Source organism: Kosakonia sp., assembly GCF_032052965.1.
Taxonomy (GTDB): Bacteria; Pseudomonadota; Gammaproteobacteria; order Enterobacterales; family Enterobacteriaceae; genus Kosakonia.
Genome location: NZ_DAMBVN010000007.1, coordinates 1 through 24,447, shown reverse-complemented (window position 1 = coordinate 24,447; position 24,447 = coordinate 1). Strand labels below are relative to the sequence as shown.

The 24,447-nt window shown below is 50.8% G+C and carries 43 protein-coding genes; 37 read left to right on the top strand and 6 right to left on the bottom strand.

The window, feature by feature from the left end; all coding sequences use genetic code 11:
* Positions 1–92: 92 nt before the first annotated feature.
* From rpsJ to RTX30_RS10535, 31 genes are all read left to right on the top strand, one after another.
* Positions 93–404 carry a 30S ribosomal protein S10 gene (gene rpsJ, locus RTX30_RS10685; RefSeq protein WP_001181005.1) on the top strand — a complete coding sequence of 104 codons (312 nt, stop codon included), beginning with the start codon at positions 93–95 and terminating at the stop codon, positions 402–404.
* A 32-nt stretch (positions 405–436) separates the two neighbouring features.
* Positions 437–1,066, top strand: a complete 630-nt coding sequence (gene rplC, locus RTX30_RS10680; RefSeq protein ID WP_017460069.1) for a 50S ribosomal protein L3 — start codon at positions 437–439, stop codon at positions 1,064–1,066.
* Between the two features lie 10 nt (positions 1,067–1,076).
* A complete protein-coding gene (gene rplD, locus RTX30_RS10675) occupies positions 1,077–1,682 on the top strand; it encodes a 50S ribosomal protein L4 (RefSeq protein WP_007369811.1) in 606 nt (201 codons plus the stop codon).
* Positions 1,679–1,981, top strand: a complete 303-nt coding sequence (gene rplW / locus RTX30_RS10670; protein WP_000617546.1) for a 50S ribosomal protein L23 — start codon at positions 1,679–1,681, stop codon at positions 1,979–1,981. Before rplD ends, rplW begins: the two co-directional genes overlap by 4 nt.
* Before the next feature lie 17 nt (positions 1,982–1,998).
* Positions 1,999–2,820 carry a 50S ribosomal protein L2 gene (rplB, locus tag RTX30_RS10665; RefSeq protein ID WP_002919786.1) on the top strand — a complete coding sequence of 274 codons (822 nt, stop codon included), beginning with the start codon at positions 1,999–2,001 and terminating at the stop codon, positions 2,818–2,820.
* Between the two features lie 16 nt (positions 2,821–2,836).
* Positions 2,837–3,115, top strand: a complete 279-nt coding sequence (gene rpsS / locus RTX30_RS10660) for a 30S ribosomal protein S19 (protein ID WP_001138115.1) — start codon at positions 2,837–2,839, stop codon at positions 3,113–3,115.
* A 14-nt stretch (positions 3,116–3,129) separates the two neighbouring features.
* On the top strand, positions 3,130–3,462 hold the full coding sequence (gene rplV / locus RTX30_RS10655) for a 50S ribosomal protein L22 (RefSeq protein WP_007369813.1): 333 nt from the start codon (positions 3,130–3,132) through the stop codon (positions 3,460–3,462).
* Positions 3,463–3,479: 17 nt separating this feature from the next.
* Entirely contained in the window at positions 3,480–4,181 is a 702-nt protein-coding gene (gene rpsC, locus RTX30_RS10650) for a 30S ribosomal protein S3 (protein WP_004846598.1), read from the top strand.
* Between the two features lie 12 nt (positions 4,182–4,193).
* The gene (gene rplP, locus RTX30_RS10645; RefSeq protein ID WP_007369814.1) at positions 4,194–4,604 is read left to right on the top strand and encodes a 50S ribosomal protein L16; all 411 of its coding nucleotides are present in this window, start codon (positions 4,194–4,196) and stop codon (positions 4,602–4,604) included.
* Positions 4,604–4,795 carry a 50S ribosomal protein L29 gene (rpmC, locus tag RTX30_RS10640; protein ID WP_004388609.1) on the top strand — a complete coding sequence of 64 codons (192 nt, stop codon included), beginning with the start codon at positions 4,604–4,606 and terminating at the stop codon, positions 4,793–4,795. The genes rplP and rpmC overlap by 1 nt, the downstream gene beginning before the upstream one ends.
* A complete protein-coding gene (gene rpsQ / locus RTX30_RS10635; protein WP_003031120.1) occupies positions 4,795–5,049 on the top strand; it encodes a 30S ribosomal protein S17 in 255 nt (84 codons plus the stop codon). The genes rpmC and rpsQ overlap by 1 nt, the downstream gene beginning before the upstream one ends.
* 165 nt (positions 5,050–5,214) lie before the next feature.
* Positions 5,215–5,586: a 50S ribosomal protein L14 gene (gene rplN / locus RTX30_RS10630; RefSeq protein ID WP_004388611.1), complete on the top strand. Its 372-nt coding sequence runs from the start codon at positions 5,215–5,217 to the stop codon at positions 5,584–5,586.
* Between the two features lie 10 nt (positions 5,587–5,596).
* Positions 5,597–5,911 (top strand): 50S ribosomal protein L24, encoded by a 315-nt coding sequence (rplX, locus tag RTX30_RS10625; protein WP_007369816.1) that lies wholly within the window; start codon positions 5,597–5,599, stop codon positions 5,909–5,911.
* 14 nt (positions 5,912–5,925) lie between these two features.
* Positions 5,926–6,465 (top strand): 50S ribosomal protein L5, encoded by a 540-nt coding sequence (gene rplE, locus RTX30_RS10620; protein ID WP_001096200.1) that lies wholly within the window; start codon positions 5,926–5,928, stop codon positions 6,463–6,465.
* A 14-nt stretch (positions 6,466–6,479) separates the two neighbouring features.
* Positions 6,480–6,785, top strand: a complete 306-nt coding sequence (gene rpsN / locus RTX30_RS10615) for a 30S ribosomal protein S14 (protein WP_007369817.1) — start codon at positions 6,480–6,482, stop codon at positions 6,783–6,785.
* Positions 6,786–6,818: 33 nt separating this feature from the next.
* On the top strand, positions 6,819–7,211 hold the full coding sequence (rpsH, locus tag RTX30_RS10610; protein WP_017460071.1) for a 30S ribosomal protein S8: 393 nt from the start codon (positions 6,819–6,821) through the stop codon (positions 7,209–7,211).
* Positions 7,212–7,223: 12 nt separating this feature from the next.
* Positions 7,224–7,757, top strand: a complete 534-nt coding sequence (gene rplF, locus RTX30_RS10605; RefSeq protein WP_312689545.1) for a 50S ribosomal protein L6 — start codon at positions 7,224–7,226, stop codon at positions 7,755–7,757.
* A 9-nt stretch (positions 7,758–7,766) separates the two neighbouring features.
* Positions 7,767–8,120, top strand: a complete 354-nt coding sequence (rplR, locus tag RTX30_RS10600) for a 50S ribosomal protein L18 (RefSeq protein WP_007369820.1) — start codon at positions 7,767–7,769, stop codon at positions 8,118–8,120.
* A gap of 14 nt (positions 8,121–8,134) precedes the next feature.
* Entirely contained in the window at positions 8,135–8,635 is a 501-nt protein-coding gene (rpsE, locus tag RTX30_RS10595) for a 30S ribosomal protein S5 (protein ID WP_007369821.1), read from the top strand.
* A 6-nt stretch (positions 8,636–8,641) separates the two neighbouring features.
* On the top strand, positions 8,642–8,821 hold the full coding sequence (gene rpmD / locus RTX30_RS10590; RefSeq protein WP_001140434.1) for a 50S ribosomal protein L30: 180 nt from the start codon (positions 8,642–8,644) through the stop codon (positions 8,819–8,821).
* Positions 8,822–8,824: 3 nt separating this feature from the next.
* Positions 8,825–9,259: a 50S ribosomal protein L15 gene (gene rplO, locus RTX30_RS10585; protein ID WP_007369822.1), complete on the top strand. Its 435-nt coding sequence runs from the start codon at positions 8,825–8,827 to the stop codon at positions 9,257–9,259.
* 8 nt (positions 9,260–9,267) lie between these two features.
* Positions 9,268–10,599: a preprotein translocase subunit SecY gene (gene secY, locus RTX30_RS10580; protein WP_007369823.1), complete on the top strand. Its 1,332-nt coding sequence runs from the start codon at positions 9,268–9,270 to the stop codon at positions 10,597–10,599.
* Between the two features lie 30 nt (positions 10,600–10,629).
* Positions 10,630–10,746, top strand: coding sequence for a 50S ribosomal protein L36 (rpmJ, locus tag RTX30_RS10575; RefSeq protein ID WP_000868187.1), 117 nt, complete (start codon positions 10,630–10,632; stop codon positions 10,744–10,746).
* Positions 10,747–10,892: 146 nt separating this feature from the next.
* Positions 10,893–11,249 (top strand): 30S ribosomal protein S13, encoded by a 357-nt coding sequence (rpsM, locus tag RTX30_RS10570; protein WP_023479435.1) that lies wholly within the window; start codon positions 10,893–10,895, stop codon positions 11,247–11,249.
* Between the two features lie 16 nt (positions 11,250–11,265).
* The gene (gene rpsK / locus RTX30_RS10565) at positions 11,266–11,655 is read left to right on the top strand and encodes a 30S ribosomal protein S11 (protein ID WP_002919257.1); all 390 of its coding nucleotides are present in this window, start codon (positions 11,266–11,268) and stop codon (positions 11,653–11,655) included.
* A 34-nt stretch (positions 11,656–11,689) separates the two neighbouring features.
* Positions 11,690–12,310: a 30S ribosomal protein S4 gene (gene rpsD / locus RTX30_RS10560; RefSeq protein ID WP_003031138.1), complete on the top strand. Its 621-nt coding sequence runs from the start codon at positions 11,690–11,692 to the stop codon at positions 12,308–12,310.
* Positions 12,311–12,335: 25 nt separating this feature from the next.
* Positions 12,336–13,325 carry a DNA-directed RNA polymerase subunit alpha gene (locus tag RTX30_RS10555; RefSeq protein ID WP_034461761.1) on the top strand — a complete coding sequence of 330 codons (990 nt, stop codon included), beginning with the start codon at positions 12,336–12,338 and terminating at the stop codon, positions 13,323–13,325.
* A 40-nt stretch (positions 13,326–13,365) separates the two neighbouring features.
* Entirely contained in the window at positions 13,366–13,752 is a 387-nt protein-coding gene (gene rplQ / locus RTX30_RS10550; RefSeq protein ID WP_002919206.1) for a 50S ribosomal protein L17, read from the top strand.
* A 106-nt stretch (positions 13,753–13,858) separates the two neighbouring features.
* The gene (locus RTX30_RS10545) at positions 13,859–14,227 is read left to right on the top strand and encodes a DUF1992 domain-containing protein (RefSeq protein WP_312689535.1); all 369 of its coding nucleotides are present in this window, start codon (positions 13,859–13,861) and stop codon (positions 14,225–14,227) included.
* Between the two features lie 2 nt (positions 14,228–14,229).
* Positions 14,230–14,661: a Zn(2+)-responsive transcriptional regulator gene (zntR, locus tag RTX30_RS10540; protein ID WP_312689533.1), complete on the top strand. Its 432-nt coding sequence runs from the start codon at positions 14,230–14,232 to the stop codon at positions 14,659–14,661.
* 57 nt (positions 14,662–14,718) lie between these two features.
* Complete coding sequence (locus tag RTX30_RS10535; RefSeq protein WP_312689531.1) at positions 14,719–14,931, top strand: ribosome alternative rescue factor ArfA; 213 nt, start codon at positions 14,719–14,721, stop codon at positions 14,929–14,931.
* Here RTX30_RS10535 and mscL read toward each other — a convergent pair.
* The 5 genes from mscL to def all read right to left on the bottom strand — a co-directional run bounded on the left by mscL (position 14,928) and on the right by def (position 19,699).
* Positions 14,928–15,341 carry a large-conductance mechanosensitive channel protein MscL gene (mscL, locus tag RTX30_RS10530; protein WP_312689530.1) on the bottom strand — a complete coding sequence of 138 codons (414 nt, stop codon included), beginning with the start codon at positions 15,339–15,341 and terminating at the stop codon, positions 14,928–14,930. The genes RTX30_RS10535 and mscL overlap by 4 nt on opposite strands.
* A 142-nt stretch (positions 15,342–15,483) precedes the next feature.
* The gene (gene trkA / locus RTX30_RS10525; RefSeq protein WP_312689529.1) at positions 15,484–16,860 is read right to left on the bottom strand and encodes a Trk system potassium transporter TrkA; all 1,377 of its coding nucleotides are present in this window, start codon (positions 16,858–16,860) and stop codon (positions 15,484–15,486) included.
* 22 nt (positions 16,861–16,882) lie between these two features.
* Positions 16,883–18,172: a 16S rRNA (cytosine(967)-C(5))-methyltransferase RsmB gene (rsmB, locus tag RTX30_RS10520; protein ID WP_312689528.1), complete on the bottom strand. Its 1,290-nt coding sequence runs from the start codon at positions 18,170–18,172 to the stop codon at positions 16,883–16,885.
* Between the two features lie 48 nt (positions 18,173–18,220).
* Positions 18,221–19,168: a methionyl-tRNA formyltransferase gene (gene fmt / locus RTX30_RS10515; RefSeq protein WP_312689527.1), complete on the bottom strand. Its 948-nt coding sequence runs from the start codon at positions 19,166–19,168 to the stop codon at positions 18,221–18,223.
* Positions 19,169–19,189: 21 nt separating this feature from the next.
* A complete protein-coding gene (def, locus tag RTX30_RS10510) occupies positions 19,190–19,699 on the bottom strand; it encodes a peptide deformylase (protein WP_312689525.1) in 510 nt (169 codons plus the stop codon).
* A 129-nt stretch (positions 19,700–19,828) separates the two neighbouring features.
* On the opposite strand from def, the gene dprA reads away from it, so the two are divergent.
* From dprA to RTX30_RS10480, 6 genes are read left to right on the top strand one after another with little or no spacing between them, the layout of a single operon-like run.
* Positions 19,829–20,953 carry a DNA-protecting protein DprA gene (gene dprA / locus RTX30_RS10505; protein WP_312689523.1) on the top strand — a complete coding sequence of 375 codons (1,125 nt, stop codon included), beginning with the start codon at positions 19,829–19,831 and terminating at the stop codon, positions 20,951–20,953.
* Positions 20,925–21,398, top strand: coding sequence for a DUF494 family protein Smg (gene smg / locus RTX30_RS10500; RefSeq protein WP_312689521.1), 474 nt, complete (start codon positions 20,925–20,927; stop codon positions 21,396–21,398). The genes dprA and smg overlap by 29 nt, the downstream gene beginning before the upstream one ends.
* 26 nt (positions 21,399–21,424) lie before the next feature.
* Positions 21,425–21,982, top strand: coding sequence for a topoisomerase DNA-binding C4 zinc finger domain-containing protein (locus RTX30_RS10495; RefSeq protein WP_312689519.1), 558 nt, complete (start codon positions 21,425–21,427; stop codon positions 21,980–21,982).
* Positions 21,972–22,544: an L-threonylcarbamoyladenylate synthase type 1 TsaC gene (gene tsaC / locus RTX30_RS10490; RefSeq protein ID WP_312689518.1), complete on the top strand. Its 573-nt coding sequence runs from the start codon at positions 21,972–21,974 to the stop codon at positions 22,542–22,544. The genes RTX30_RS10495 and tsaC overlap by 11 nt, the downstream gene beginning before the upstream one ends.
* 4 nt (positions 22,545–22,548) lie before the next feature.
* Positions 22,549–23,367: a shikimate dehydrogenase gene (gene aroE, locus RTX30_RS10485; RefSeq protein ID WP_312689516.1), complete on the top strand. Its 819-nt coding sequence runs from the start codon at positions 22,549–22,551 to the stop codon at positions 23,365–23,367.
* On the top strand, positions 23,364–23,621 hold the full coding sequence (locus tag RTX30_RS10480; protein ID WP_312689515.1) for a DUF1488 domain-containing protein: 258 nt from the start codon (positions 23,364–23,366) through the stop codon (positions 23,619–23,621). The genes aroE and RTX30_RS10480 overlap by 4 nt, the downstream gene beginning before the upstream one ends.
* Here RTX30_RS10480 and RTX30_RS10475 read toward each other — a convergent pair.
* A complete protein-coding gene (locus tag RTX30_RS10475; RefSeq protein ID WP_312689514.1) occupies positions 23,597–24,151 on the bottom strand; it encodes a gamma carbonic anhydrase family protein in 555 nt (184 codons plus the stop codon). The genes RTX30_RS10480 and RTX30_RS10475 overlap by 25 nt on opposite strands.
* Positions 24,152–24,447 lie beyond the last annotated feature (296 nt).

Genomic DNA, 24,447 nt, shown 5'->3' with positions numbered 1-24,447 from the left:
GGGCTACGTAAGAACGATTACACTCCCCCATCAATCGTAATGGGTGTGAGGAGTAATTATTTTCGTCTATAAATAATTGGAGCTCTGGTCTCATGCAGAACCAAAGAATCCGTATCCGCTTGAAAGCGTTTGATCATCGTCTGATCGATCAATCAACCGCCGAAATCGTCGAGACTGCTAAGCGCACTGGTGCGCAAGTACGTGGTCCGATCCCGCTGCCGACCCGCAAAGAGCGCTTTACCGTTCTGATCTCCCCGCACGTCAACAAAGACGCGCGTGATCAGTACGAAATCCGCACTCACAAGCGTCTGGTTGACATCGTTGAGCCAACCGAGAAAACCGTTGATGCTCTGATGCGTCTGGATCTGGCTGCCGGTGTAGACGTGCAGATCAGCCTGGGTTGATCAGGTCATCGAGCGATTGAGAGGTTGAAACAATGATTGGTTTAGTCGGTAAAAAAGTGGGCATGACCCGCATCTTCACTGAAGATGGCGTATCTATCCCAGTAACCGTTATCGAAGTTGAAGCAAACCGCGTTACTCAGGTTAAAGATCTGGCTAACGATGGCTACCGTGCTATCCAGGTTACCACCGGTGCTAAAAAAGCTAACCGCGTAACCAAGCCGGAAGCGGGTCACTTCGCTAAAGCTGGCGTTGAAGCTGGCCGTGGTCTGTGGGAATTCCGTCTGGCTGACGGCGAAGAATTCACCGTGGGTCAGGACATTAGCGTTGAGCTGTTTGCTGAAGTTAAAAAAGTTGACGTAACTGGCACCTCTAAAGGTAAAGGTTTCGCAGGTACCGTTAAGCGCTGGAACTTCCGTACCCAGGACGCTACTCACGGTAACTCCCTGTCTCACCGCGTTCCGGGTTCTATCGGTCAGAACCAGACTCCGGGCAAAGTGTTCAAGGGCAAGAAAATGGCAGGTCAGCTGGGTAATGAGCGCGTAACCGTTCAGAGCCTGGACGTAGTACGTGTTGACGCTGAGCGCAACCTGCTGCTGGTTAAAGGTGCTGTCCCGGGTGCAACCGGTAGCGACCTGATCGTTAAACCAGCTGTGAAGGCGTGAGGAGATAGCAATGGAATTAGTATTGAAAGACGCGCAGAGCGCGCTGACTGTTTCCGAAACTACCTTCGGTCGTGACTTTAACGAAGCGCTGGTACACCAGGTTGTTGTAGCTTATGCAGCTGGTGCTCGTCAGGGTACTCGTGCTCAGAAGACCCGTGCTGAAGTAACTGGTTCCGGTAAAAAACCGTGGCGCCAGAAAGGCACTGGCCGCGCTCGTTCTGGTTCTATCAAGAGCCCGATCTGGCGTTCTGGTGGCGTGACCTTCGCTGCGCGTCCGCAGGACCACAGTCAAAAAGTTAACAAAAAGATGTACCGCGGCGCGCTGAAAAGCATCCTGTCCGAACTGGTACGTCAGGATCGTCTGATCGTTGTCGAGCAGTTCTCTGTAGAAGCACCGAAAACCAAGCTGCTGGCTCAGAAACTGAAAGACATGGCTCTGGAAGATGTGCTGATCATCACCGGTGAGCTGGACGAGAACCTGTTCCTGGCCGCGCGCAACCTGCACAAGGTTGACGTTCGCGACGCGACTGGTATCGACCCGGTTAGCCTGATCGCCTTCGACAAAGTCGTAATGACTGCTGATGCTGTTAAGCAAGTTGAGGAGATGCTGGCATGATTCGTGAAGAACGTCTGCTGAAGGTGCTGCGCGCACCGCACGTTTCTGAAAAAGCGTCTACTGCGATGGAAAAAACAAACACCATCGTTCTCAAAGTTGCTAAAGACGCGACCAAAGCAGAAATCAAAGCTGCTGTGCAGAAACTGTTTGAAGTCGAAGTCGAAGTCGTTAACACCCTGGTAGTTAAAGGGAAAGTTAAACGTCACGGACAGCGTATCGGTCGTCGTAGCGACTGGAAAAAAGCTTACGTCACCCTGAAAGAAGGCCAGAATCTGGACTTCGTTGGCGGCGCTGAGTAAGTCGGAGGAGTAATACAATGGCAGTTGTTAAATGTAAACCGACATCTCCGGGTCGTCGCCACGTAGTTAAAGTGGTTAACCCTGAGCTGCACAAGGGCAAACCGTTTGCTCCGTTGCTGGAAAAAAACAGCAAATCCGGTGGTCGTAACAACAATGGCCGTATCACCACTCGTCATATCGGTGGTGGCCACAAGCAGGCTTACCGTATTGTTGACTTCAAACGCAACAAAGATGGTATCCCGGCAGTTGTTGAACGTCTTGAGTACGATCCGAACCGTTCCGCGAACATCGCGCTGGTTCTGTACAAAGACGGCGAGCGCCGTTACATCCTGGCCCCGAAAGGCCTGAAAGCTGGCGACCAGATTCAGTCTGGCGTTGATGCTGCAATCAAAGCAGGCAACACCCTGCCGATGCGCAATATCCCGGTTGGTTCTACCGTTCATAACGTAGAAATGAAACCAGGTAAAGGCGGTCAGCTGGCGCGTTCCGCTGGTACTTACGTTCAGATCGTTGCGCGCGATGGTGCTTATGTCACCCTGCGTCTGCGTTCTGGTGAAATGCGTAAAGTCGAAGCAGATTGCCGCGCTACTCTGGGCGAAGTTGGCAATGCTGAGCATATGCTGCGCGTTCTGGGTAAAGCAGGTGCTGCACGCTGGCGTGGTGTTCGTCCGACCGTTCGCGGTACCGCGATGAACCCAGTCGATCACCCACATGGTGGTGGTGAAGGTCGTAACTTTGGTAAGCACCCGGTATCCCCGTGGGGCCTGCAAACCAAAGGTAAGAAGACCCGCAGCAACAAGCGTACTGATAAATTCATCGTACGTCGCCGTAGCAAATAATATTAGAGGATAAGCCATGCCACGTTCTCTCAAGAAAGGTCCTTTTATTGACCTGCACTTGCTGAAGAAGGTAGAGAAAGCGGTGGAAAGCGGAGACAAGAAGCCCCTGCGCACTTGGTCCCGTCGTTCAACGATCTTTCCTAACATGATCGGTTTGACCATCGCTGTCCATAATGGTCGTCAGCACGTTCCGGTATTTGTTTCCGACGAAATGGTCGGCCACAAACTGGGTGAATTCGCACCGACTCGTACTTATCGCGGCCACGCTGCTGATAAAAAAGCGAAGAAGAAATAAGGTAGGAGGAAGAGATGGAAACTTTAGCTCAACATCGCCATGCTCGTTCTTCTGCTCAGAAGGTTCGCCTTGTTGCTGACCTGATTCGCGGTAAGAAAGTGTCGCAGGCCCTGGATATTCTGACCTACACCAATAAGAAAGCGGCTGTACTGGTCAAGAAGGTTCTGGAATCTGCCATTGCTAACGCTGAACACAACGATGGCGCTGACATTGACGATCTGAAAGTTGCGAAAATTTTCGTAGACGAAGGCCCGAGCATGAAGCGCGTTATGCCGCGTGCGAAAGGTCGTGCAGATCGCATCCTGAAGCGCACCAGCCACATTACTGTGGTTGTGTCCGATCGCTGAGACTCTGGAGACTAGCAATGGGTCAGAAAGTACATCCTAATGGTATTCGCCTGGGTATTGTAAAACCATGGAATTCAACCTGGTTTGCGAACACCAAAGAATTCGCTGACAACCTGGACAGCGACTTTAAAGTACGTCAGTTCCTGACTAAAGAACTGGCTAAAGCGTCTGTATCTCGTATCGTTATCGAGCGTCCGGCTAAGAGCATCCGTGTGACCATTCACACCGCTCGTCCGGGTATCGTTATCGGTAAAAAAGGTGAAGACGTTGAAAAACTGCGCAAGGTCGTAGCGGATATCGCTGGCGTTCCTGCTCAGATCAATATCGCCGAAGTTCGTAAACCTGAACTGGACGCAAAATTGGTTGCTGACAGCATCACTTCTCAGCTGGAACGTCGTGTTATGTTCCGTCGTGCTATGAAGCGTGCTGTACAGAACGCAATGCGTCTGGGCGCTAAAGGTATCAAAGTTGAAGTTAGCGGCCGTCTGGGCGGCGCTGAGATCGCACGTACCGAATGGTATCGTGAAGGTCGCGTTCCGCTGCACACTCTGCGCGCTGACATCGACTACAACACCTCCGAAGCGCACACCACTTATGGTGTAATCGGCGTAAAAGTGTGGATCTTCAAAGGTGAGATCCTTGGTGGTATGGCTGCAGTTGAACAACCGGAAAAACCGGCTGCTCAACCTAAAAAGCAGCAGCGTAAAGGCCGTAAATAAGGAGCGTCGCTGATGTTACAACCAAAGCGTACAAAATTCCGTAAAGTGCACAAAGGCCGCAACCGTGGTCTCGCGCAGGGCACGGATGTGAGCTTCGGCACTTACGGTCTGAAAGCTGTTGGCCGTGGTCGTCTGACCGCTCGTCAGATCGAAGCAGCACGTCGTGCTATGACTCGTGCTGTTAAGCGTCAGGGTAAGATCTGGATCCGTGTATTCCCGGACAAACCGATCACCGAGAAGCCGCTGGAAGTTCGTATGGGTAAAGGTAAAGGTAACGTGGAGTATTGGGTTGCCTTGATTCAGCCGGGTAAAGTCCTGTACGAAATGGACGGTGTTCCGGAAGAGCTGGCCCGTGAAGCCTTCGAGCTGGCAGCAGCAAAACTGCCGATTAAAACCACCTTTGTAACTAAGACGGTGATGTAATGAAAGCAAAAGAGCTGCGTGAAAAGAGCGTTGAAGAGCTGAACACCGAGCTGCTTAACCTGCTGCGCGAGCAGTTCAACCTGCGTATGCAGGCTGCAAGTGGCCAGCTGCAACAGACTCACCTGTTGAAGCAAGTGCGTCGTGATGTCGCACGCGTTAAGACTTTACTGACTGAGAAGGCGGGTGCGTAATGACCGATAAAATCCGTACTCTGCAAGGTCGTGTTGTTAGCGACAAAATGGAGAAATCCATTGTTGTAGCTATCGAACGTTTCGTGAAACACCCGATCTACGGTAAATTCATCAAACGTACGACCAAACTGCACGTACATGACGAGAACAACGAATGCGGTACCGGTGACGTGGTTGAAATCCGCGAATGCCGTCCGCTGTCCAAGACTAAGTCCTGGACGCTGGTTCGCGTTGTAGAGAAAGCGGTTCTGTAATACAGTACGCGTTCTCTAACGAATAAACGGCTCAGCGATGAGCCGTTTATTTTTTCTACCCATATCCGAGAACCGGTGTTATAATGCCGCGCCCTCAATATGGGGCTTTTTATCGACCCTGATTCTGGGGTCTTCAGTAGTAGTTGACATTAGCGGAGCACTGAAATGATCCAAGAACAGACTATGCTGAACGTCGCCGACAACTCCGGTGCACGTCGCGTAATGTGTATCAAGGTTCTGGGTGGCTCGCACCGTCGCTACGCAGGCGTAGGCGACATCATCAAGATCACCATCAAGGAAGCAATTCCGCGTGGTAAGGTCAAAAAAGGTGATGTGCTGAAGGCGGTAGTGGTGCGCACCAAGAAGGGTGTTCGTCGCCCTGACGGTTCTGTCGTTCGCTTCGATGGCAATGCTTGTGTTCTTCTGAACAACAACAGCGAGCAGCCAATCGGTACGCGTATTTTTGGGCCGGTTACTCGTGAACTTCGTTCTGAGAAGTTTATGAAAATCATCTCTCTGGCACCAGAAGTACTCTAAGGAGCGAATCATGGCAGCTAAAATCCGTCGTGATGACGAAGTTATCGTGTTAACCGGTAAAGATAAAGGTAAGCGCGGTAAAGTAAAAAATGTCCTGTCTTCCGGCAAGATCATTGTTGAAGGTATTAACCTGGTTAAGAAACATCAGAAGCCGGTTCCGGCCCTGAACCAACCAGGCGGCATCGTTGAAAAAGAAGCTGCAATTCAGGTTTCTAACGTTGCAATCTTCAATGCGGCAACCGGCAAGGCCGACCGTGTAGGCTTTAGATTCGAAGACGGCAAAAAAGTCCGTTTCTTCAAGTCTAACAGCGAAACTATCAAGTAATTTGGAGTAGTACGATGGCGAAACTGCATGATTACTACAAAGACGAAGTAGTTAAGAAACTCATGACTGAGTTTAACTACAATTCTGTCATGCAAGTCCCTCGGGTCGAGAAGATCACCCTGAATATGGGTGTTGGTGAAGCGATCGCTGACAAGAAACTGCTGGATAACGCAGCAGCTGACCTGGCAGCAATCTCCGGTCAAAAACCGTTGATCACCAAAGCGCGCAAATCTGTTGCGGGCTTCAAAATCCGTCAGGGCTATCCGATCGGCTGTAAAGTGACTCTGCGTGGCGAACGCATGTGGGAGTTCTTTGAGCGCCTGATCACTATTGCTGTACCGCGTATCCGTGACTTCCGTGGCTTGTCCGCTAAGTCTTTCGACGGTCGTGGTAACTACAGCATGGGTGTCCGTGAGCAGATCATCTTCCCAGAAATCGACTACGATAAAGTCGACCGCGTGCGTGGTTTGGATATTACCATTACCACTACTGCGAAATCTGACGAAGAAGGCCGTGCTCTGCTGGCTGCCTTTGACTTCCCGTTCCGCAAGTAAGGTAGGGTTACTTCATGGCTAAGCAATCTATGAAAGCACGCGAAGTTAAACGCGTAGCTTTAGCTGAAAAATACTTCGCGAAACGCGCTGAACTGAAAGCGATCATTTCTGATGTGAACGCTTCCGACGAAGATCGTTGGAACGCTGTTCTCAAGCTGCAGAGTCTGCCGCGTGATTCCAGCCCGTCTCGTCAGCGTAACCGCTGCCGCCAAACTGGTCGTCCGCATGGTTTCCTGCGGAAGTTCGGGTTGAGCCGTATCAAGGTCCGTGAATCCGCTATGCGCGGTGAAATCCCGGGTCTGAAAAAGGCTAGCTGGTAATTGTCACCAATTGAATCACGGGAGTAAAGACAGATGAGCATGCAAGATCCGATCGCGGATATGCTGACCCGTATCCGTAACGGTCAGGCCGCGAACAAAGCTGCGGTCACCATGCCTTCCTCCAGGCTGAAAGTGGCAATTGCCAACGTGCTGAAGGAAGAAGGTTTTATTGAAGATTTCAAAATCGAAGGCGACACCAAGCCGGAACTGGAAGTGACTCTTAAGTACTTCCAGGGCAAAGCTGTGGTAGAAAGCATTCAGCGTATCAGCCGCCCTGGTCTGCGCATCTATAAGAAAAAAGATGAGCTGCCGAAAGTTATGGGTGGTATGGGTATCGCAGTTGTTTCTACCTCTAAAGGTGTTATGACTGATCGTGCAGCGCGCCAGGCTGGTCTTGGTGGCGAAATTATCTGCTACGTAGCCTAATCGGAGGAAAAAATGTCTCGTGTTGCTAAAGCACCGGTCGTTATTCCTGCCGGCGTTGACGTAAAAATCAACGGTCAGGTTATCACGATCAAAGGTAAAAACGGCGAGCTGACTCGTACCCTCAACGATGCTGTTGAAGTTAACCATGCAGATAATGCTCTGACCTTCGGTCCGCGTGATGGTTACGTGGATGGTTGGGCTCAGGCTGGTACCGCGCGTGCCCTGCTGAACTCAATGGTTATCGGTGTTACCGAAGGCTTCACCAAGAAGCTGCAGCTGGTTGGTGTAGGTTATCGTGCAGCGGTTAAAGGGAATGTTGTAAACCTGGCTCTGGGTTTCTCTCATCCTGTTGACCATCAGCTGCCGGCGGGTATCACTGCTGAATGTCCGACTCAAACTGAAATCGTGCTGAAAGGCGCTGATAAACAGGTGATCGGCCAGGTTGCAGCTGATCTGCGCGCCTACCGTCGTCCTGAGCCTTATAAAGGCAAGGGTGTTCGTTACGCCGACGAAGTCGTGCGTACCAAAGAGGCTAAGAAGAAGTAAGGTAACACTATGGATAAGAAATCTGCTCGTATCCGTCGTGCGACCCGCGCACGCCGCAAGCTCAAAGAGCTTGGTGCGACCCGCCTGGTGGTACATCGTACCCCGCGTCATATTTACGCCCAGGTAATCGCATCGAATGGTTCTGAAGTTCTGGTAGCTGCTTCTACTGTAGAAAAAGCTATCGCTGAACAACTGAAGTATACCGGTAACAAAGACGCGGCCGCAGCTGTGGGTAAAGCTGTCGCTGAACGCGCTCTGGAAAAAGGCATTAAAGATGTGTCCTTTGACCGTTCCGGGTTCCAATATCATGGTCGCGTCCAGGCACTGGCAGATGCTGCCCGTGAAGCTGGCCTTCAGTTCTAAGGTAGAGGTGTAAGATGGCTCACATCGAAAAACAAGCTGGCGAACTGCAGGAAAAGCTGATCGCGGTAAACCGCGTATCGAAAACCGTTAAAGGTGGTCGTATTTTCTCCTTCACAGCTCTGACTGTTGTTGGCGATGGTAACGGTCGCGTTGGTTTTGGTTACGGTAAAGCCCGCGAAGTTCCGGCAGCGATCCAGAAAGCGATGGAAAAAGCCCGTCGCAATATGATTAACGTCGCGCTGAACCACGGCACCCTGCAGCACCCGGTTAAGGGTACTCACACGGGTTCTCGTGTATTCATGCAGCCGGCTTCCGAAGGTACCGGTATTATTGCCGGTGGTGCAATGCGCGCCGTTCTGGAAGTCGCTGGGGTTCATAACGTTCTGGCTAAAGCATATGGTTCCACCAACCCGATTAACGTGGTTCGTGCAACTATTGATGGCCTGGAAAATATGAAGTCCCCAGAAATGGTCGCTGCCAAGCGTGGTAAATCCGTTGAAGAAATTCTGGGGTAATTGACCATGGCAAAGACTATTAAAATCACTCAAACCCGCAGTGCAATCGGTCGTCTGCCGAAACACAAGGCAACGCTGCTTGGCCTGGGTCTGCGTCGTATTGGTCATACTGTTGAACGTGAGGATACTCCTGCGGTTCGTGGTATGGTCAACGCGGTTTCCTTCATGGTTAAAGTTGAGGAGTAAGAGATGCGTTTAAATACTCTGTCTCCGGCCGAAGGCTCTAAAAAGGCGGGTAAACGCCTGGGTCGTGGTATCGGTTCTGGCCTCGGTAAAACCGGTGGTCGTGGTCACAAAGGTCAGAAATCTCGTTCTGGCGGTGGCGTACGTCGCGGTTTCGAGGGCGGCCAGATGCCTCTGTATCGTCGTCTGCCGAAGTTCGGTTTCACTTCTCGCAAAGCAATGATCACGGCAGAGATTCGTCTGTCCGATCTGGCTAAAGTAGAAGGCGACGTAGTAGACCTGAACACGCTGAAAGCGGCTAACATTATCGGCATCCAGATCGAGTTCGCGAAAGTGATCCTGGCTGGTGAAGTAGCTCGTCCGGTAACTGTTCGTGGCCTGCGTGTGACGAAAGGCGCTCGTGCTGCTATCGAAGCTGCTGGCGGTAAAATTGAGGAATAAGTAGCAGAATGGCTAAACAACCGGGATTAGATTTTCAAAGTGCCAAGGGTGGAATTGGCGAACTGAAACGCAGACTGCTGTTTGTAATCGGTGCGTTAATTGTTTTCCGTATTGGCTCTTTTATTCCGATCCCTGGTATTGATGCCGCTGTACTTGCCAAACTGCTTGAGCAACAGCGTGGCACTATCATTGAAATGTTTAACATGTTCTCTGGTGGTGCCCTCAGCCGTGCTTCTATCTTTGCACTGGGTATTATGCCGTATATTTCGGCATCGATTATTATCCAACTGCTGACGGTCGTTCATCCGGCCCTGGCGGAGCTGAAGAAAGAAGGGGAGTCTGGTCGTCGTAAGATCAGCCAGTACACCCGTTACGGTACTCTGGTGTTGGCTATATTCCAGTCGATCGGTATTGCTACTGGTCTGCCGAATATGCCTGGTATGCAGGGCCTGGTAATGAATCCAGGCTTTGCATTCTACTTCACCGCTGTTGTGAGTCTGGTCACAGGGACAATGTTCCTGATGTGGCTCGGCGAACAGATTACTGAGCGTGGTATCGGTAACGGTATTTCGATCATTATCTTCGCCGGCATCGTGGCGGGTCTTCCGCCAGCCATTGCCCATACTATTGAGCAAGCGCGTCAAGGCGACCTGCACTTCCTCCTGTTGCTGTTGGTTGCAGTATTAGTATTTGCAGTGACGTTCTTTGTTGTATTCGTTGAGCGTGGCCAACGCCGCATTGTGGTAAACTACGCGAAACGTCAGCAAGGCCGTCGTGTCTATGCTGCTCAGAGCACACATTTACCGCTGAAAGTGAATATGGCGGGGGTAATCCCGGCAATTTTCGCTTCCAGTATTATTCTGTTCCCGGCGACCATCGCGTCATGGTTCGGGGGCGGGACTGGTTGGAACTGGCTGACAACAATTTCGCTGTATTTGCAGCCTGGGCAACCGCTTTATGTGTTACTCTATGCGTCTGCAATCATCTTCTTCTGTTTCTTCTACACGGCGTTGGTTTTCAACCCGCGTGAAACAGCAGATAACCTGAAGAAGTCCGGTGCATTTGTACCAGGAATTCGTCCGGGAGAGCAAACGGCGAAGTATATCGATAAAGTAATGACCCGCCTGACTCTGGTCGGTGCGCTCTACATTACTTTTATCTGCCTGATCCCGGAGTTCATGCGTGATGCGATGAAAGTACCGTTTTACTTTGGTGGGACGTCACTGCTTATCGTTGTCGTCGTGATTATGGACTTTATGGCTCAAGTGCAAACTCTGATGATGTCCAGTCAGTATGAGTCTGCATTGAAGAAGGCGAACCTGAAAGGCTACGGCCGTTAATGGTCGCCCGAGAAGTTACGGAGAGTAAAAATGAAAGTTCGTGCTTCCGTCAAGAAATTATGCCGTAACTGCAAAATCGTTAAACGTGATGGCGTCATCCGTGTGATTTGCAGTGCCGAGCCGAAACATAAACAGCGCCAAGGCTGATTATTTCGCATATTTTTCTTGCAAAGTTGGGTTGAGCTGGCTAGATTAGCCAGCCAATCTTTTGTATGTCTGTACGTTTCCATTTGAGTATCCTGAAAACGGGCTTTTCAGCATGGTGCGTGCAAGTAAAATTATAGGAGTGCATAGTGGCCCGTATAGCAGGCATTAACATTCCTGATCAAAAACATGCTGTGATCGCATTAACTTCGATCTACGGTGTTGGTAAAACCCGTTCACAGGCCATTCTGGCTGCTGCGGGCATCGCCGAAAATGTTAAGATCAGTGAGCTGTCTGAAGAACAAATCGACACGCTGCGTGACGAAGTTGCCAAATTTGTCGTTGAAGGTGATCTGCGCCGTGAAGTTAGCATGAGCATCAAGCGCCTGATGGATCTTGGTTGCTATCGCGGTTTGCGTCATCGTCGTGGTCTCCCGGTTCGCGGTCAGCGTACCAAGACCAACGCACGTACCCGTAAGGGTCCGCGCAAACCGATCAAGAAATAATCGGGGTGATTGAATAATGGCAAAGGCACCAATTCGTGCACGTAAACGTGTAAGAAAACAAGTCTCTGACGGCGTGGCTCATATCCATGCTTCTTTCAACAACACCATCGTTACTATTACTGATCGTCAGGGTAACGCGCTGGGTTGGGCAACAGCCGGTGGTTCCGGTTTCCGTGGTTCTCGCAAATCCACTCCGTTCGCAGCTCAGGTTGCGGCAGAGCGTTGCGCTGAAGCCGTAAAAGAATACGGCATCAAGAATCTGGAAGTTATGGTTAAGGGACCGGGTCCGGGTCGCGAATCTACTATTCGTGCACTGAACGCCGCTGGTTTCCGCATCACTAATATTACTGATGTGACTCCGATCCCTCACAACGGTTGTCGTCCGCCGAAAAAACGTCGCGTATAACGCGCTCGTTTTCTAGGATTGTTGGAGAAAGAAAATGGCAAGATATTTGGGTCCTAAGCTCAAGCTGAGCCGTCGTGAGGGCACAGACCTGTTCCTTAAGTCTGGCGTTCGCGCGATCGATACCAAGTGTAAAATTGAACAAGCTCCTGGCCAGCACGGTGCGCGTAAACCGCGTCTGTCTGACTATGGTGTGCAGTTGCGTGAAAAGCAAAAAGTTCGCCGTATCTACGGTGTGCTGGAGCGTCAGTTCCGTAACTACTATAAAGAAGCAGCACGTCTGAAAGGCAACACCGGTGAAAACCTGTTGGGTCTGCTGGAAGGTCGTCTGGACAACGTTGTATACCGTATGGGCTTCGGCGCCACTCGTGCAGAAGCACGTCAGCTGGTTAGTCATAAAGCAATCATGGTAAACGGTCGTGTTGTTAACATCGCTTCTTATCAGGTTAGTCCGAATGACGTGGTTAGCATTCGTGAGAAAGCGAAAAAGCAGTCTCGCGTGAAAGCCGCTCTGGAGCTGGCTGAGCAGCGTGAAAAGCCAACCTGGCTGGAAGTTGATGCTGGCAAGATGGAAGGTACGTTCAAGCGTAAGCCGGAGCGTTCTGATCTGTCTGCGGACATTAACGAACACCTGATCGTCGAGCTTTACTCCAAGTAAAGCTTAGTACCAAAGAGAGGACACAATGCAGGGTTCTGTGACAGAGTTTCTAAAACCGCGCCTGGTAGATATCGAGCAAGTGAGTTCGACGCACGCCAAGGTGACCCTTGAACCTTTAGAGCGTGGCTTTGGCCATACTCTTGGTAACGCACTGCGCCGTATTCTGCTCTCATCGATGCCGGGTTGCGCGGTGACAGAGGTTGAGATTGATGGTGTACTTCATGAGTACAGCACCAAAGAAGGCGTTCAGGAAGATATCCTTGAAATCCTGCTCAACCTGAAAGGGCTTGCGGTGAGAGTTCAGGGTAAAGATGATGTTATTCTTACTCTGAATAAATCTGGCATTGGCCCTGTGACCGCAGCCGATATCACCCACGACGGTGATGTCGAAATCGTCAAGCCGCAGCATGTGATCTGCCACCTGACCGATGAAAACGCATCTATTAGCATGCGTATCAAAGTTCAGCGCGGTCGTGGTTATGTGCCGGCGTCTGCCCGAATTCATTCGGAAGAAGATGAGCGCCCGATCGGCCGCCTGCTGGTCGATGCGTGCTACAGCCCTGTAGAGCGTATTGCCTACAATGTTGAAGCAGCACGTGTTGAACAGCGTACCGACCTGGACAAGCTGGTCATCGAAATGGAAACCAATGGCACAATCGATCCTGAAGAGGCGATTCGTCGTGCGGCAACCATTCTGGCTGAACAACTGGAAGCTTTCGTTGACTTACGTGATGTACGTCAGCCGGAAGTGAAAGAAGAGAAACCAGAATTCGATCCGATCCTGCTGCGCCCTGTTGACGATCTGGAATTGACTGTCCGCTCTGCTAACTGCCTCAAGGCAGAAGCTATCCACTATATCGGTGATCTGGTACAGCGTACCGAGGTTGAGTTGCTGAAAACGCCGAACCTGGGTAAAAAATCTCTTACTGAGATTAAAGACGTGCTGGCTTCGCGTGGTTTGTCTCTGGGCATGCGCCTGGAAAACTGGCCACCGGCAAGCATTGCTGACGAGTAACCGGATCACAGGTTAAGGTTTTACTGAGAAGGATAAGGTCATGCGCCATCGTAAGAGTGGTCGTCAACTGAACCGCAACAGCAGCCATCGCCAGGCCATGTTCCGTAACATGGCAGGTTCTTTGGTTCGTCATGAGATCATCAAGACGACTCTGCCGAAAGCCAAAGAGCTGCGTCGCGTAGTTGAGCCGCTGATTACTCTTGCCAAGACTGATAGCGTTGCTAATCGTCGTCTGGCATTCGCCCGTACTCGTGATAACGAGATCGTGGCAAAACTGTTTAACGAGCTGGGCCCGCGTTTCGCGAGCCGTGCCGGTGGTTACACTCGCATTCTGAAGTGTGGCTTCCGTGCTGGTGACAATGCTCCGATGGCTTACATCGAGCTGGTTGATCGCGCCGAGCCGAAAGCAGAAGCTGCTGCAGAGTAATCTGCAGTAACGTAAAGAAACCCGCCTCGGCGGGTTTTTTTATATCCCTCAAGCCTCCACTTTCCTACAATATCTCTGTCTTTTAGCTCTCCCCTGGAGGCCTTCAATGTGGTTGCTTGATCAGTGGGCAGAACGACACATTCTCGATGCCCAAAAAAAAGGTGAATTTGATAATCTTCCCGGGAGCGGCGAACCTGTCGTGCTGGATGATGACACGCATGTTCCTCCTGAGTTGCGCGCGGGTTATCGTTTGCTGAAGAACGCAGGCTGTCTTCCACCTGAACTCGAGTATCGCAAAGAAGCTATTGTGTTGACGGAGCTGCTTAATACGGTACATAACAATCACCCGCATCATCATGAATTACAACGGCGTCTCGCTCTTCTTGAACTCAAGTTAAAGCAGGCCGGGCTCAGCACTGATTTCCTGCGAGGCGATTATGCCGAAAAATTGCTGCACAAAGTGAACGAGGAGTAATCATGTATCGCATTGGTGAAATTGCTAAACTGGCTGACGTCACGCCGGACACCATCCGCTATTACGAAAAGCAGCAAATGATGGATCATGAGGTGCGTACCGAAGGGGGATTTCGACTCTATACGGAAAGCGATCTACAACGGCTCAGGTTTATCCGCCATGGCAGGCAGTTGGGTTTTACGCTTGAATCGATTCGTGAATTGCTTTCGATCCGTATCGATCCCGAACATCATACCTGTCAGGAATCGAAGGGGATCGTGCAGGCTCGCCTGAGCGAGGTAGAGGCCCGAATCGAAGAGTTGCAGGTGATGCGCAGATCGCTGCAAAAACTGAATGATGCCTGCTGCGGTACAGCGCATAGCAGTGTCTACTGTTCCATTCTGGAAGCACTGGAATTGGGTGCCAGTGGTAGCCCAGGTTCTTCCACAAGTTGATCTTCTGTTCTGACAGTTCTACACTTCGTCGGTTTTAATACACAACCTGGAGAAATTATGAGTCGCTATCAGCACACTAAAGGGCAGATTAACGATAACGCGATTGAAGCCCTGTTACATGACCCGTTGTTCAGGCAGCGTGTTGAGAAAAACAAGAAGGGGAAAGGAAGTTATCTGCGGAAAAACAAGCATCACAAAAAAGGTTTTCAGGAGGCCAGTGGCAAGCAAGCGAATCGCTTATTTACCACTGGCCTTCTTATTTTTGCTTAATGGCGATTATTCTGCTCTTTCAGCAGATCGCGGATTTCACCCAGCAGAACTTCTTCTTTGCTCGGCGCGGGCGGCGCTTTCGGTTCTTCTGCTTGTTTACGTTTCAGTTTGTTGATCAGCTTGATCGCAATGAAAATAGCGAAGGCAACGATAACAAAGTCAAAAATGTTCTGAATAAACACACCATAATGCATGACAACTGCAGGGACATCACCTTGCGCATCCCGTAATGTCCATGCGAATGATTTGAAATCTATCCCGCCGATCAACAATCCCAGAGGCGGCATGATGATATCGGCAACCAGGGACGATACTATTTTGCCGAAAGCTGCACCGATGATCACACCGACCGCTAAATCTACAACATTTCCGCGCATCGCAAATTCGCGGAACTCTTTTAAAATACTCATATCTCTCTCCATGTGCAGGCTATCACGGTAAGTCTAACAAATTACCGATCAATTTCCATTTAGAGGGAATAATTAGCATGATTTATTATCCCCTTATGAATACGGGGATTAAATAAGGGGCACATATAAATGCCCCTGAAGATCACAAGAAGAAGGGACTGGGCTGGAACAGCCGTTCCACGTCAGTAATATATTTTTTATCGGTTAAAAACATAATTACATGGTCGCCCTGTTCAATACGCAGATTATCATTAGCGATCATGACATCATTTCCCCGCACAACAGCACCAATAATGGTACCTGGCGGCAGCTTAATATCATCGATAACCCGGCCAACGACACGTGAGGTCGTTTCGTCGCCATGTGCGACGGCTTCAATCGCCTCGGCAACACCGCGACGCAGTGAAGAAACACCAACAATATCGGCTTTACGAACGTGACTGAGCAATGCAGAAATGGTTGCCTGTTGAGGAGAAATTGCGATATCAATAACGCTTCCCTGCACCAGGTCGACGTAGGCACGCCGCTGGATAAGCACCATGACCTTTTTAGCCCCCATACGTTTGGCCAGCATTGCAGACATAATATTGGCTTCGTCATCGTTAGTGACGGCAATAAACAGATCTACCTGATCGATATGTTCTTCAGCCAGCAATTCCTGATCCGACGCATCGCCATAAAACACGATAGTATTTTGGAGCTTTTCTGCCAGTTCTGACGCACGCTGCTGATCGCGCTCGATCAATTTAACGCTGTAATCTTTTTCAAGCTGCCTGGCGAGACCTGCACCGATATTACCGCCGCCAACCAACATGATGCGCTTATAAGGTTTCTCCAGCCGCTGCAATTCACTCATAACCGCGCGAATATGCTGTGATGCCGCAATAAAAAATACTTCATCACCAGCTTCAACAATCGTTGAGCCTTGCGGACGAATCGGGCGATCGTGGCGGAATATTGCCGCGACGCGCGTATCAATATGCGGCATATGCTCGCGCATGGTCGATAACGCATTGCCAACAAGCGGACCGCCATAATAGGCCTTCACTACCGCCAGGCTTACTTTGCCTTCTGCAAAGTTGACTACTTGCAACGCGCCTGGATATTCAATCAACCGATAAATGCTATCGATAACCAGTTGCTCGGGGGCAATCAAGTGATCAATGGGCACGGCTTCTGAATGAAAAAGTTTATCTGCATCACGGACATAGTCCGGTGAACGAATACGGGCAATGCGATTCGGTGTGTTAAACAGAGAATAGGCCACCTGACAGGCGACCATATTTGTTTCGTCCGAACTGGTTACAGCAACCAGCATATCGGCATCATCGGCTCCCGCCTCGCGCAAAACTCGTGGATGCGAGCCATGTCCCTGAACAACGCGCAGATCAAACTTATCCTGCAGGCTGCGTAAGCGATCGCCATTAGTATCGACAACGGTAATATCGTTATTCTCACCGACCAGGTTTTCCGCCAGCGTTCCGCCAACTTGACCTGCACCCAGAATAATTATCTTCATCAGTTGTGACCCGTTGCTCTCATCACTGTTTGATTATCTTAGCGTAGAAGAAGCCGTCACCTTCTTCAGCACCTGGCAGATTTTGTTGACCAGGTTGATCCGCTGTGCCCGTCTGGCTAAGTTTCGCGTTTGGTGTGCGTTTGAGGAAAGCATCAATTTGCTGGCTGTTCTCTTCCGGAAGGATTGAACAGGTTGCATAGACCAGGGTTCCGCCTGATTTCAGATGTGGCCAGATGGCATCCAGAATATCCGATTGTAACTTCGCGAGTTCCGGGATGTCCCGATCGCGGCGTAGCCATTTGATGTCCGGATGGCGGCGAATAACGCCAGTTGCGGAACACGGGGCATCCAGCAAAATACGATCGAATTTTTCATCACTGCACCATTGATCCGGGAAACGCCCGTCGCCCTGTTTTACCTCAGCCTTCATACCCAGGCGTTTGAGGTTGTCATAAACACGGGACAGACGCTGTTCATCCACATCAACTGCCAGAACGCTGGCATCTGGAGCAACTTCAAGGATATGTGTGGTCTTCCCGCCAGGTGCTGCACAGAGATCGAGAATACGTTCGCCGTTTTGTGGGGCGAGAAGAGTAATGCATCCCTGTGCGGATGCATCCTGCACAGTCACCCAGCCTTCAGCAAAACCTGGTAATGCGGTAACAGGCGCAGCAGTTGCCAGACGGACAGCATCGGGATAATCGGGATGAGTGACGCCCTGTAATCCTGTCTCTTCCAGTAGCGCCAACCAGCCGTCACGCGTATGGTGCTGACGATTCACACGTAACCACATAGGTGGGCGTTGGTTACTGGCCTCAATAATTTGCTGCCATTGCTGTGGGTACGCCTTTTGTAGCCGTTTTAACAGCCAGGCTGGGAAAAGATACTGATTATCGCTATCAGCAAATTCTGCCAATAATTCTTCTTGCTGACGCTGAAACTGGCGCAATACGCCATTGATCAGGCCCTTTAATTGTGGGCGTTTAATGACAACCGCGCCTTCGACTGTTTCCGCCAGTGCGGCATGAGCAGGAATACGCGTGTGCAGGAGTTGATACAGGCCAACCATGATCAGGTAGTGCACTGTACGTTGTTTACCCGTCATCGGACGCGACATCAGCTTGTTGATTAGCCAGTCCAGTTGCGGTAAAACGCGCAGCACACCGAAGCACAACTCCTGCAGCAATGCTTTATCTTTGTCAGATACTTTCTGTTGTAACGGCGGCAAAATATTGCTGAGCGATTGCCCTTGCTCCATTACCTGTTCAATAGCCTGTGCGGCCATACTGCGTAAATTTAATTGTTTTTTCATAACCACATAAATAAAAACGCCCGGCAGAACCGGGCTATAAATTCAATATCAGGCCAGCACGTTGCCGGGCACAAACCACTCCCGCCGTGAATTCAGCAGGTCCTGTGCACTCATCGCTTTTTTACCTGACGGTTGCAATGATTCCAGGTTCAATACTCCGTCGCCTGTGGCGACCTGGATCCCGTCTTTGGAGGCGGCAATAATCGTGCCGGGAGACGCTGTTGCAGAAGAGGGGAGCACCGACGCTTTCCACACTTTTACCGGTTGCCCGTCAAGTTCCAGCCAGCTCATTGGCCATGGATTGAATGCCCGGATACAACGTTCAAGTTGCTCCGCACTCAAAGACCAGTTAATACGGGCCTCTTCTTTACTCAACTTCTCGGCATAAGTGGCCAGTGTTTCGTCCTGTACCTGCGGCGCAGCGTGCCCTTTGGCCAGTTGTCGTAATGTATCGAGCAGCCCCTGTGGACCAAGTTGTGCCAGTTTATCGTAAAGCATGGCGCTGGTATCTTCGGTCGTGATTGGGCAGGCAAGCTTATACAGCATATCGCCTGTATCTAATCCGACATCCATCTGCATGATGGTTACGCCCGTTTCTCTATCGCCAGCCCATAATGCCCGCTGAATAGGTGCTGCTCCGCGCCAGCGCGGAAGTAATGAACCATGAACGTTGATGCAGCCGAGGCGAGGCATTCCCAGCACCGCTTTAGGCAAGATCAATCCATAGGCGACGACGACCATAACATCGGCATTCAGATCAGCAATCAGTTGCTGGTTATCCTGCACGCGTAACGAGGCCGGCTGAAACACAGGCAGACCTTTTTCTTCAGCCAGCACTTTAACCGGGCTGGGCATCAGTTTTTTACCGCGCCCGGCAGGGCGGTCGGGCTGAGTGAATACGCCGACGATCTGATGCTCAGAAGACAACAACGCGTCAAGATGACGCGCTGCAAAGTCTGGCGTGCCGGCGAAGATAATGCGTAGCGATTCTGACACGTTTATCCCTTTATACCCGCATTACGCACGGGCGTTCATGCGATCCAGTTTTTCAACTTTCTGACGAATACGTTGGCGTTTCATTGGTGACAGGTAATCGATGAACAATTTACCTACCAGATGATCCATCTCATGCTGGATACAAATTGCCAGCAAGCCGTCAGCTTCCAGCTCAAAAGTCTTTCCTTCACGATCCAACGCGCGGATTTTTACTCTCTCTGCGCGCGGTACGAGTGCACGCTGTTCCGGAATAGACAGGCAACCTTCTTCGATACCAGTTTCACCGCTTTTTTCCAGCAGTTCCGGGTTGATCAGCACCAGTTGTTCATCGCGATTTTCTGAAACATCAATAACGATAATGCGCTGATGAATATCGACCTGCGTTGCCGCGAGGCCAATACCTTCTTCCGCGTACATGGTTTCAAACATATCATCAACGATACGCTGAATTTCCGCATTTACTTCTTTTACCGGCGTTGCGACTTTGCGAAGGCGCTCGTCCGGAATATGTAACACATGTAAAACTGCCATAAATATCCAGAGTCGTGTTCAGGAGTTGGAGAGAATATCTTCTCTATTCTAGACAAATCCCCCTCTGATTGACAGCATCAGTGACCAATCGCAAGGATTGCCAGGACTGCTTGTGGCAGGGGGATAAGGATGACATCCACAGAAATTAGTTTGCGTTTGATGCAGGTGAGTGATCTATGTGGTGAACGCTGGCTTCATGCCCTACGTTGGCTGCAGAAAAATCAGGATATTACTCCCACAGCACTGCAACATTTGGGGTTGACGGGGGCGCAAATCCGACGTTTTTTCTCTCTCACTCAACGGGACATTGAGCTGATGTTCGGCTGGCTTGAGGATGCGAATCATCACTTTATTATTGCCAGCGATCTCGCTTACCCCACGCAGTTGCGGGCTATTGTCGATTACCCCGGAGGGCTCTTTGTGCAAGGGGAGCTTTCCTTGCTGAAAACGCCGCAACTGGCGGTGGTCGGTAGCCGGGCACATTCATGGTATGGCGAACGTTGGGGAAGGATCTTTTGCGAGTCGCTTGCCCGAAGCGGAATGACCATTACCAGTGGACTGGCATTAGGTATTGATAGTATTGCTCACCGCGCAGCCCTCAATGCGCGCGGCAAAAGTATAGCCGTGTTGGGGAATGGTTTATACCGCCTTCATCCACGCAGGCATGCCTCGTTAGCAGCGCAACTCATTGAAGATGGCGGCGCATTAGTGTCTGAGTTGCCGCTGCCTGCCATGCCGTTACCGGGGCACTTTCCGCGTCGTAACCGAATTATCAGTGGCCTGAGTCTTGGTGTGCTGGTCGTTGAAGCGGCAGTGCGTAGCGGTTCGCTGGTTACCGCGCGTACTGCGCTCGAACAAGGTCGGGAAGTGTTTGCATTACCCGGGCCTGTTGGGAGTCCTGGCAGCGAAGGCCCTCACTGGTTAATCAAACAGGGTGCTACGCCAGTAACAAACGCTGACGAGATCCTTGAAAATTTGCAATGTGGTCTGCATTGGCTACCTGAATCACACGAAAAAACGATTTATTCCCCAGATCCGGAAAGTGCGGCATTGCCATTTCCTGAGCTCCTGGCTAACGTAGGAGATGAGGTAACACCTGTTGACGTCGTCGCTGAACGTGCCGGCCAACCTGTGCCAGTCACAGCAGCTCAATTGCTTGAACTGGAGTTAGCAGGATGGATCGCAGCTGTACCCGGCGGCTATGTCCGATTGAGGAGGGCAAGCCATGTTCGACGTACTAATGTACTTGTTTGAGACTTACATCCATAACGAAGCTGAACTGCGTGTGGATCAGGACAAACTGGAACGGGATCTTACCGACGCCGGATTTGATCGTGAAGACATCTACAATGCACTTCTGTGGCTGGAAAAGTTAGCTGATTATCAGGAAGGCCTTGCCGAACCGATGCAGCTCGCTTCTGATCCGCTCTCTGTCCGTATTTATACTGCGGAAGAGTGCGAAAGGCTGGATGCCAGTTGCCGGGGATTTTTGTTATTCCTGGAGCAGATTCAGGTGCTCAACCTCGAAACGCGAGAAATGGTGATAGAACGTGTGCTGGCGCTGGATACGGCAGAGTTCGAATTAGAAGATCTGAAATGGGTCATTCTTATGGTTCTCTTCAATATTCCTGGCTGCGAGAACGCATACCAGCAAATGGAAGAATTACTCTTTGAAGTGAATGAAGGTATGCTTCACTAATCGTTTTTGCAGCTTCAAGAGTCATTATGGCCAAATCAGCACTGTTTTCGGTGCGTAACAATGAGCCCTGCCCACAATGCGGGGCTGAACTTGTTATACGTTCCGGGAAACACGGTCCGTTTCTCGGGTGTTCGCACTATCCAGAATGTGATTATGTACGTCCGTTAAAAAGTCAGGCGGATGGACATATCGTCAAGGTTCTGGAAGGCCAGCTCTGCCCACAATGCGGCGCCAACCTGGTACTGAGGCAGGGGCGGTTTGGTATGTTTATAGGATGCAGTCAGTATCCAGAATGTGAACATACAGAACTGATCGACAAGCCTGATGAAACAGCAATAACCTGCCCGCAATGTCAGAGTGGGCACCTTGTACAGCGCCGTTCCCGGTATGGCAAGACTTTCTACTCCTGCGATCGCTACCCTGATTGTCAGTTCGTTATCAATTTCAAACCGGTGGCGGGCGAATGTCCTCTGTGCCATTACCCGCTACTTATCGAGAAGAAAACCGCGCAAGGTATTAAATGCTATTGCGCCAGTAAACAATGTGGACAGCCGGTAACGGCGGAACAAACTCGTGAAGAATAACCTGCCTGCAGACTCTATCGCCGCGGCGGTAGAAGTTTTAAAGAAAGAGCACGTCATCGCATACCCAACAGAAGCTGTTTTTGGGGTTGGTTGTGACCCGGACAGTGAAATCGCAGTGCATCGCCTGCTTACGCTAAAACAACGCCCTGTTGAAAAAGGGTTGATTCTGATTGCGGCAAGTTTTGAACAACTGAAACCGTATATTGACGACAGCATGTTGACGGACGCACAGCGTCAGGCTGTGTTCGCATGTTGGCCCGGCCCGGTGACCTTTGTTTTCCCGGCGAAACCGACAACGCCACGCTGGCTGACGGGGCGTTTTGATTCACTGGCTGTGCGTGTGACTAATCACCCGCAGGTCATCGCGCTGTGTAAAGCCTATGGCAAGCCTCTGGTATCGACCAGTGCCAATCTGTCGGGTCTGCCACCGTGCAGAACCGCACAAGAAGTGGTTACTCAATTTGGCGCTGACTTTCCGGTAGTGGATGCGCAGACGGGCGGGCGACAGAACCCTTCTGAAATCCGCGACGCCCTTACCGGCGAACTTTTCCGTCAGGGATAATCGTATGGGATCCTACGCAGTCTTCGGTAATCCGATCGCACATAGCAAATCGCCGTTCATTCATCAGCAGTTTGCGGCACAGCTAGGTATTGAACACCCTTATGGGCGCGTACTCGCACCAGTGAATGACTTTGTGAACACGCTGGAAGCCTTTTTCGCCAGTGGTGGAAAAGGGGCCAATGTTACCGTGCCATTTAAAGAAGAGGCTTTTGCCCGGGCGGATGAATTAACCGAGCGCGCAGCGCTTGCCGGGGCGGTCAATACGCTCAAGCAGCTTGACGATGGCCGTTTACTGGGAGACAACACAGATGGCATCGGCCTGTTGAGCGATCTTGAACGGTTGGCCTTTATCCGTCCGGGGTTTCGCATTTTGCTGGTTGGTGCAGGAGGTGCGGCTCGCGGTGTGTTGCTCCCTCTGCTTTCGCTTGATTGCACAGTGACTATTACGAATCGTACTTTGGCTCGCGCCGAAGCGTTGGAAACGTTATTTGCCCATACTGGCAGCGTGAATGCCGTTGCCATGAGCGACTTGGCCGGTCATGAATTCGATCTGATTATCAACGCTACCTCCAGCGGCATTGGCGGCGATGTCCCGGCGCTGCCGGAAGCGATTGTTCATCGGCAGCTCTTTTGCTATGACATGTTTTATCAAAAAGGGAATACGCCATTCCTGAACTGGTGCGAAAAGCAGGGAGCGAAACAGTGTGCTGACGGTCTGGGTATGCTGGTGGGGCAAGCAGCTCATGCCGTTTTGCTTTGGCATGGTGTACTACCGCAAGTCGAACCGGTTATAAGCGTGTTAAAACAGGAACTGGCGCTATGAATCAGGCTATCCAGTTTCCCGATCGCGAAGAGTGGAATGCTGCCTTGCAGGCTATTTGCTTCCCGGCCCTGGTGAATGGGATGCAATTTATCTGCGCAATTGCGGGGACGACGTTGCTGCAACGCTTTGGTGGCGAAACGCCAGAGCAATATCTGGCGGTATTCCGTGAAAATCGCTGGGATTTGGAAGAGGAGGCGGAGCAACGGATCCGCTGTCAGGAAGAAGATGATCAGGGCATTGTCTGGTTGTACTGATCCAGGTATTCATCTTTCCATTTCACATAATTGTTTGCAGAGTACTTCAGGCCTTCTTTTTCCGCTTCGGTCAGGGGGCGGATCTGTTTTACCGGGCTGCCGAGGTACAGGTAGCCGCTTTCCAGACATTTATTTTGCGGTACCAGGCTGCCTGCACCGATCATAACGTCATCTTCTATTACCGCCCCATCCAGCAAAATAGACCCCATACCGACCAGCACGCGATTGCCAATGGTGCAGCCGTGCAGCATGACTTTATGCCCAACGGTAACGTCTTCACCAATAATGAGCGGATCACCTTCAGGTTTATAAGAAGATTTGTGTGTGACATGTAGAACACTGCCATCCTGAATATTACTGCGTGCGCCAATCTCGACATAATTCACGTCGCCACGAATAACCACCAGTGGCCAGATCCCGACATCATCTGCGATCCGGACATCACCAATCACTACGCTGGTGGCATCAACCATGACCCGTTGGCCCAGACCGGGGAAAAGATCTTTATAAGGACGTAAGACAGTAGACATACTTACCTCATCAAAACACGGCTGAAGGTATGACTTTGATCGCAACAGAAGGCTTCTGCAACCCTTTTACGCATCATTATTTGAGCAGATCGTATGGGATCGCAGCAAAAAGAATGAAAAACCAGCACTCAGAAAAAAAGATCGCAAAAAGACTTGTGCTTAAAATTGGGATCCCTATAATGCGCCTCCGTTGACACGACAACGTGAATCACTTCACGAGATGGTCGGGGAAACGAAAGAGAAAAATCCTGAAAATCAGGGTTGACTCTGAAAGAGGAAAGCGTAATATACGCCAC

Bases quoted from the DNA above. Each gene is read 5' to 3' on its own strand.
- RTX30_RS10480 (WP_312689515.1), top strand. From the start codon at position 23,364: ATGAATCAGGCTATCCAGTTTCCCGATCGCGAAGAGTGGAATGCTGCC.
- rplC (WP_017460069.1), top strand. From the start codon at position 437: ATGATTGGTTTAGTCGGTAAAAAAGTGGGCATGACCCGCATCTTCACT.
- rplE (WP_001096200.1), top strand. From the start codon at position 5,926: ATGGCGAAACTGCATGATTACTACAAAGACGAAGTAGTTAAGAAACTC.
- dprA (WP_312689523.1), top strand. From the start codon at position 19,829: ATGACATCCACAGAAATTAGTTTGCGTTTGATGCAGGTGAGTGATCTA.
- rplW (WP_000617546.1), top strand. From the start codon at position 1,679: ATGATTCGTGAAGAACGTCTGCTGAAGGTGCTGCGCGCACCGCACGTT.
- rpsD (WP_003031138.1), top strand. From the start codon at position 11,690: ATGGCAAGATATTTGGGTCCTAAGCTCAAGCTGAGCCGTCGTGAGGGC.
- rplP (WP_007369814.1), top strand. From the start codon at position 4,194: ATGTTACAACCAAAGCGTACAAAATTCCGTAAAGTGCACAAAGGCCGC.
- rplB (WP_002919786.1), top strand. From the start codon at position 1,999: ATGGCAGTTGTTAAATGTAAACCGACATCTCCGGGTCGTCGCCACGTA.
- RTX30_RS10545 (WP_312689535.1), top strand. From the start codon at position 13,859: ATGTGGTTGCTTGATCAGTGGGCAGAACGACACATTCTCGATGCCCAA.
- rplN (WP_004388611.1), top strand. From the start codon at position 5,215: ATGATCCAAGAACAGACTATGCTGAACGTCGCCGACAACTCCGGTGCA.
- rpsS (WP_001138115.1), top strand. From the start codon at position 2,837: ATGCCACGTTCTCTCAAGAAAGGTCCTTTTATTGACCTGCACTTGCTG.
- rpsC (WP_004846598.1), top strand. From the start codon at position 3,480: ATGGGTCAGAAAGTACATCCTAATGGTATTCGCCTGGGTATTGTAAAA.
- trkA (WP_312689529.1), bottom strand. From the start codon at position 16,860: ATGAAGATAATTATTCTGGGTGCAGGTCAAGTTGGCGGAACGCTGGCG.
- mscL (WP_312689530.1), bottom strand. From the start codon at position 15,341: ATGAGTATTTTAAAAGAGTTCCGCGAATTTGCGATGCGCGGAAATGTT.
- smg (WP_312689521.1), top strand. From the start codon at position 20,925: ATGTTCGACGTACTAATGTACTTGTTTGAGACTTACATCCATAACGAA.
- rpmC (WP_004388609.1), top strand. From the start codon at position 4,604: ATGAAAGCAAAAGAGCTGCGTGAAAAGAGCGTTGAAGAGCTGAACACC.
- rsmB (WP_312689528.1), bottom strand. From the start codon at position 18,172: ATGAAAAAACAATTAAATTTACGCAGTATGGCCGCACAGGCTATTGAA.
- rpsN (WP_007369817.1), top strand. From the start codon at position 6,480: ATGGCTAAGCAATCTATGAAAGCACGCGAAGTTAAACGCGTAGCTTTA.
- zntR (WP_312689533.1), top strand. From the start codon at position 14,230: ATGTATCGCATTGGTGAAATTGCTAAACTGGCTGACGTCACGCCGGAC.
- aroE (WP_312689516.1), top strand. From the start codon at position 22,549: ATGGGATCCTACGCAGTCTTCGGTAATCCGATCGCACATAGCAAATCG.
- RTX30_RS10535 (WP_312689531.1), top strand. From the start codon at position 14,719: ATGAGTCGCTATCAGCACACTAAAGGGCAGATTAACGATAACGCGATT.
- rpsH (WP_017460071.1), top strand. From the start codon at position 6,819: ATGAGCATGCAAGATCCGATCGCGGATATGCTGACCCGTATCCGTAAC.
- rpsJ (WP_001181005.1), top strand. From the start codon at position 93: ATGCAGAACCAAAGAATCCGTATCCGCTTGAAAGCGTTTGATCATCGT.
- rpmD (WP_001140434.1), top strand. From the start codon at position 8,642: ATGGCAAAGACTATTAAAATCACTCAAACCCGCAGTGCAATCGGTCGT.
- secY (WP_007369823.1), top strand. From the start codon at position 9,268: ATGGCTAAACAACCGGGATTAGATTTTCAAAGTGCCAAGGGTGGAATT.
- rplX (WP_007369816.1), top strand. From the start codon at position 5,597: ATGGCAGCTAAAATCCGTCGTGATGACGAAGTTATCGTGTTAACCGGT.
- RTX30_RS10495 (WP_312689519.1), top strand. From the start codon at position 21,425: ATGGCCAAATCAGCACTGTTTTCGGTGCGTAACAATGAGCCCTGCCCA.
- rpmJ (WP_000868187.1), top strand. From the start codon at position 10,630: ATGAAAGTTCGTGCTTCCGTCAAGAAATTATGCCGTAACTGCAAAATC.
- rpsQ (WP_003031120.1), top strand. From the start codon at position 4,795: ATGACCGATAAAATCCGTACTCTGCAAGGTCGTGTTGTTAGCGACAAA.
- RTX30_RS10555 (WP_034461761.1), top strand. From the start codon at position 12,336: ATGCAGGGTTCTGTGACAGAGTTTCTAAAACCGCGCCTGGTAGATATC.
- rplO (WP_007369822.1), top strand. From the start codon at position 8,825: ATGCGTTTAAATACTCTGTCTCCGGCCGAAGGCTCTAAAAAGGCGGGT.
- rpsE (WP_007369821.1), top strand. From the start codon at position 8,135: ATGGCTCACATCGAAAAACAAGCTGGCGAACTGCAGGAAAAGCTGATC.
- rplV (WP_007369813.1), top strand. From the start codon at position 3,130: ATGGAAACTTTAGCTCAACATCGCCATGCTCGTTCTTCTGCTCAGAAG.
- RTX30_RS10475 (WP_312689514.1), bottom strand. From the start codon at position 24,151: ATGTCTACTGTCTTACGTCCTTATAAAGATCTTTTCCCCGGTCTGGGC.
- rpsK (WP_002919257.1), top strand. From the start codon at position 11,266: ATGGCAAAGGCACCAATTCGTGCACGTAAACGTGTAAGAAAACAAGTC.
- def (WP_312689525.1), bottom strand. From the start codon at position 19,699: ATGGCAGTTTTACATGTGTTACATATTCCGGACGAGCGCCTTCGCAAA.
- rplD (WP_007369811.1), top strand. From the start codon at position 1,077: ATGGAATTAGTATTGAAAGACGCGCAGAGCGCGCTGACTGTTTCCGAA.
- rplR (WP_007369820.1), top strand. From the start codon at position 7,767: ATGGATAAGAAATCTGCTCGTATCCGTCGTGCGACCCGCGCACGCCGC.
- rplF (WP_312689545.1), top strand. From the start codon at position 7,224: ATGTCTCGTGTTGCTAAAGCACCGGTCGTTATTCCTGCCGGCGTTGAC.
- rplQ (WP_002919206.1), top strand. From the start codon at position 13,366: ATGCGCCATCGTAAGAGTGGTCGTCAACTGAACCGCAACAGCAGCCAT.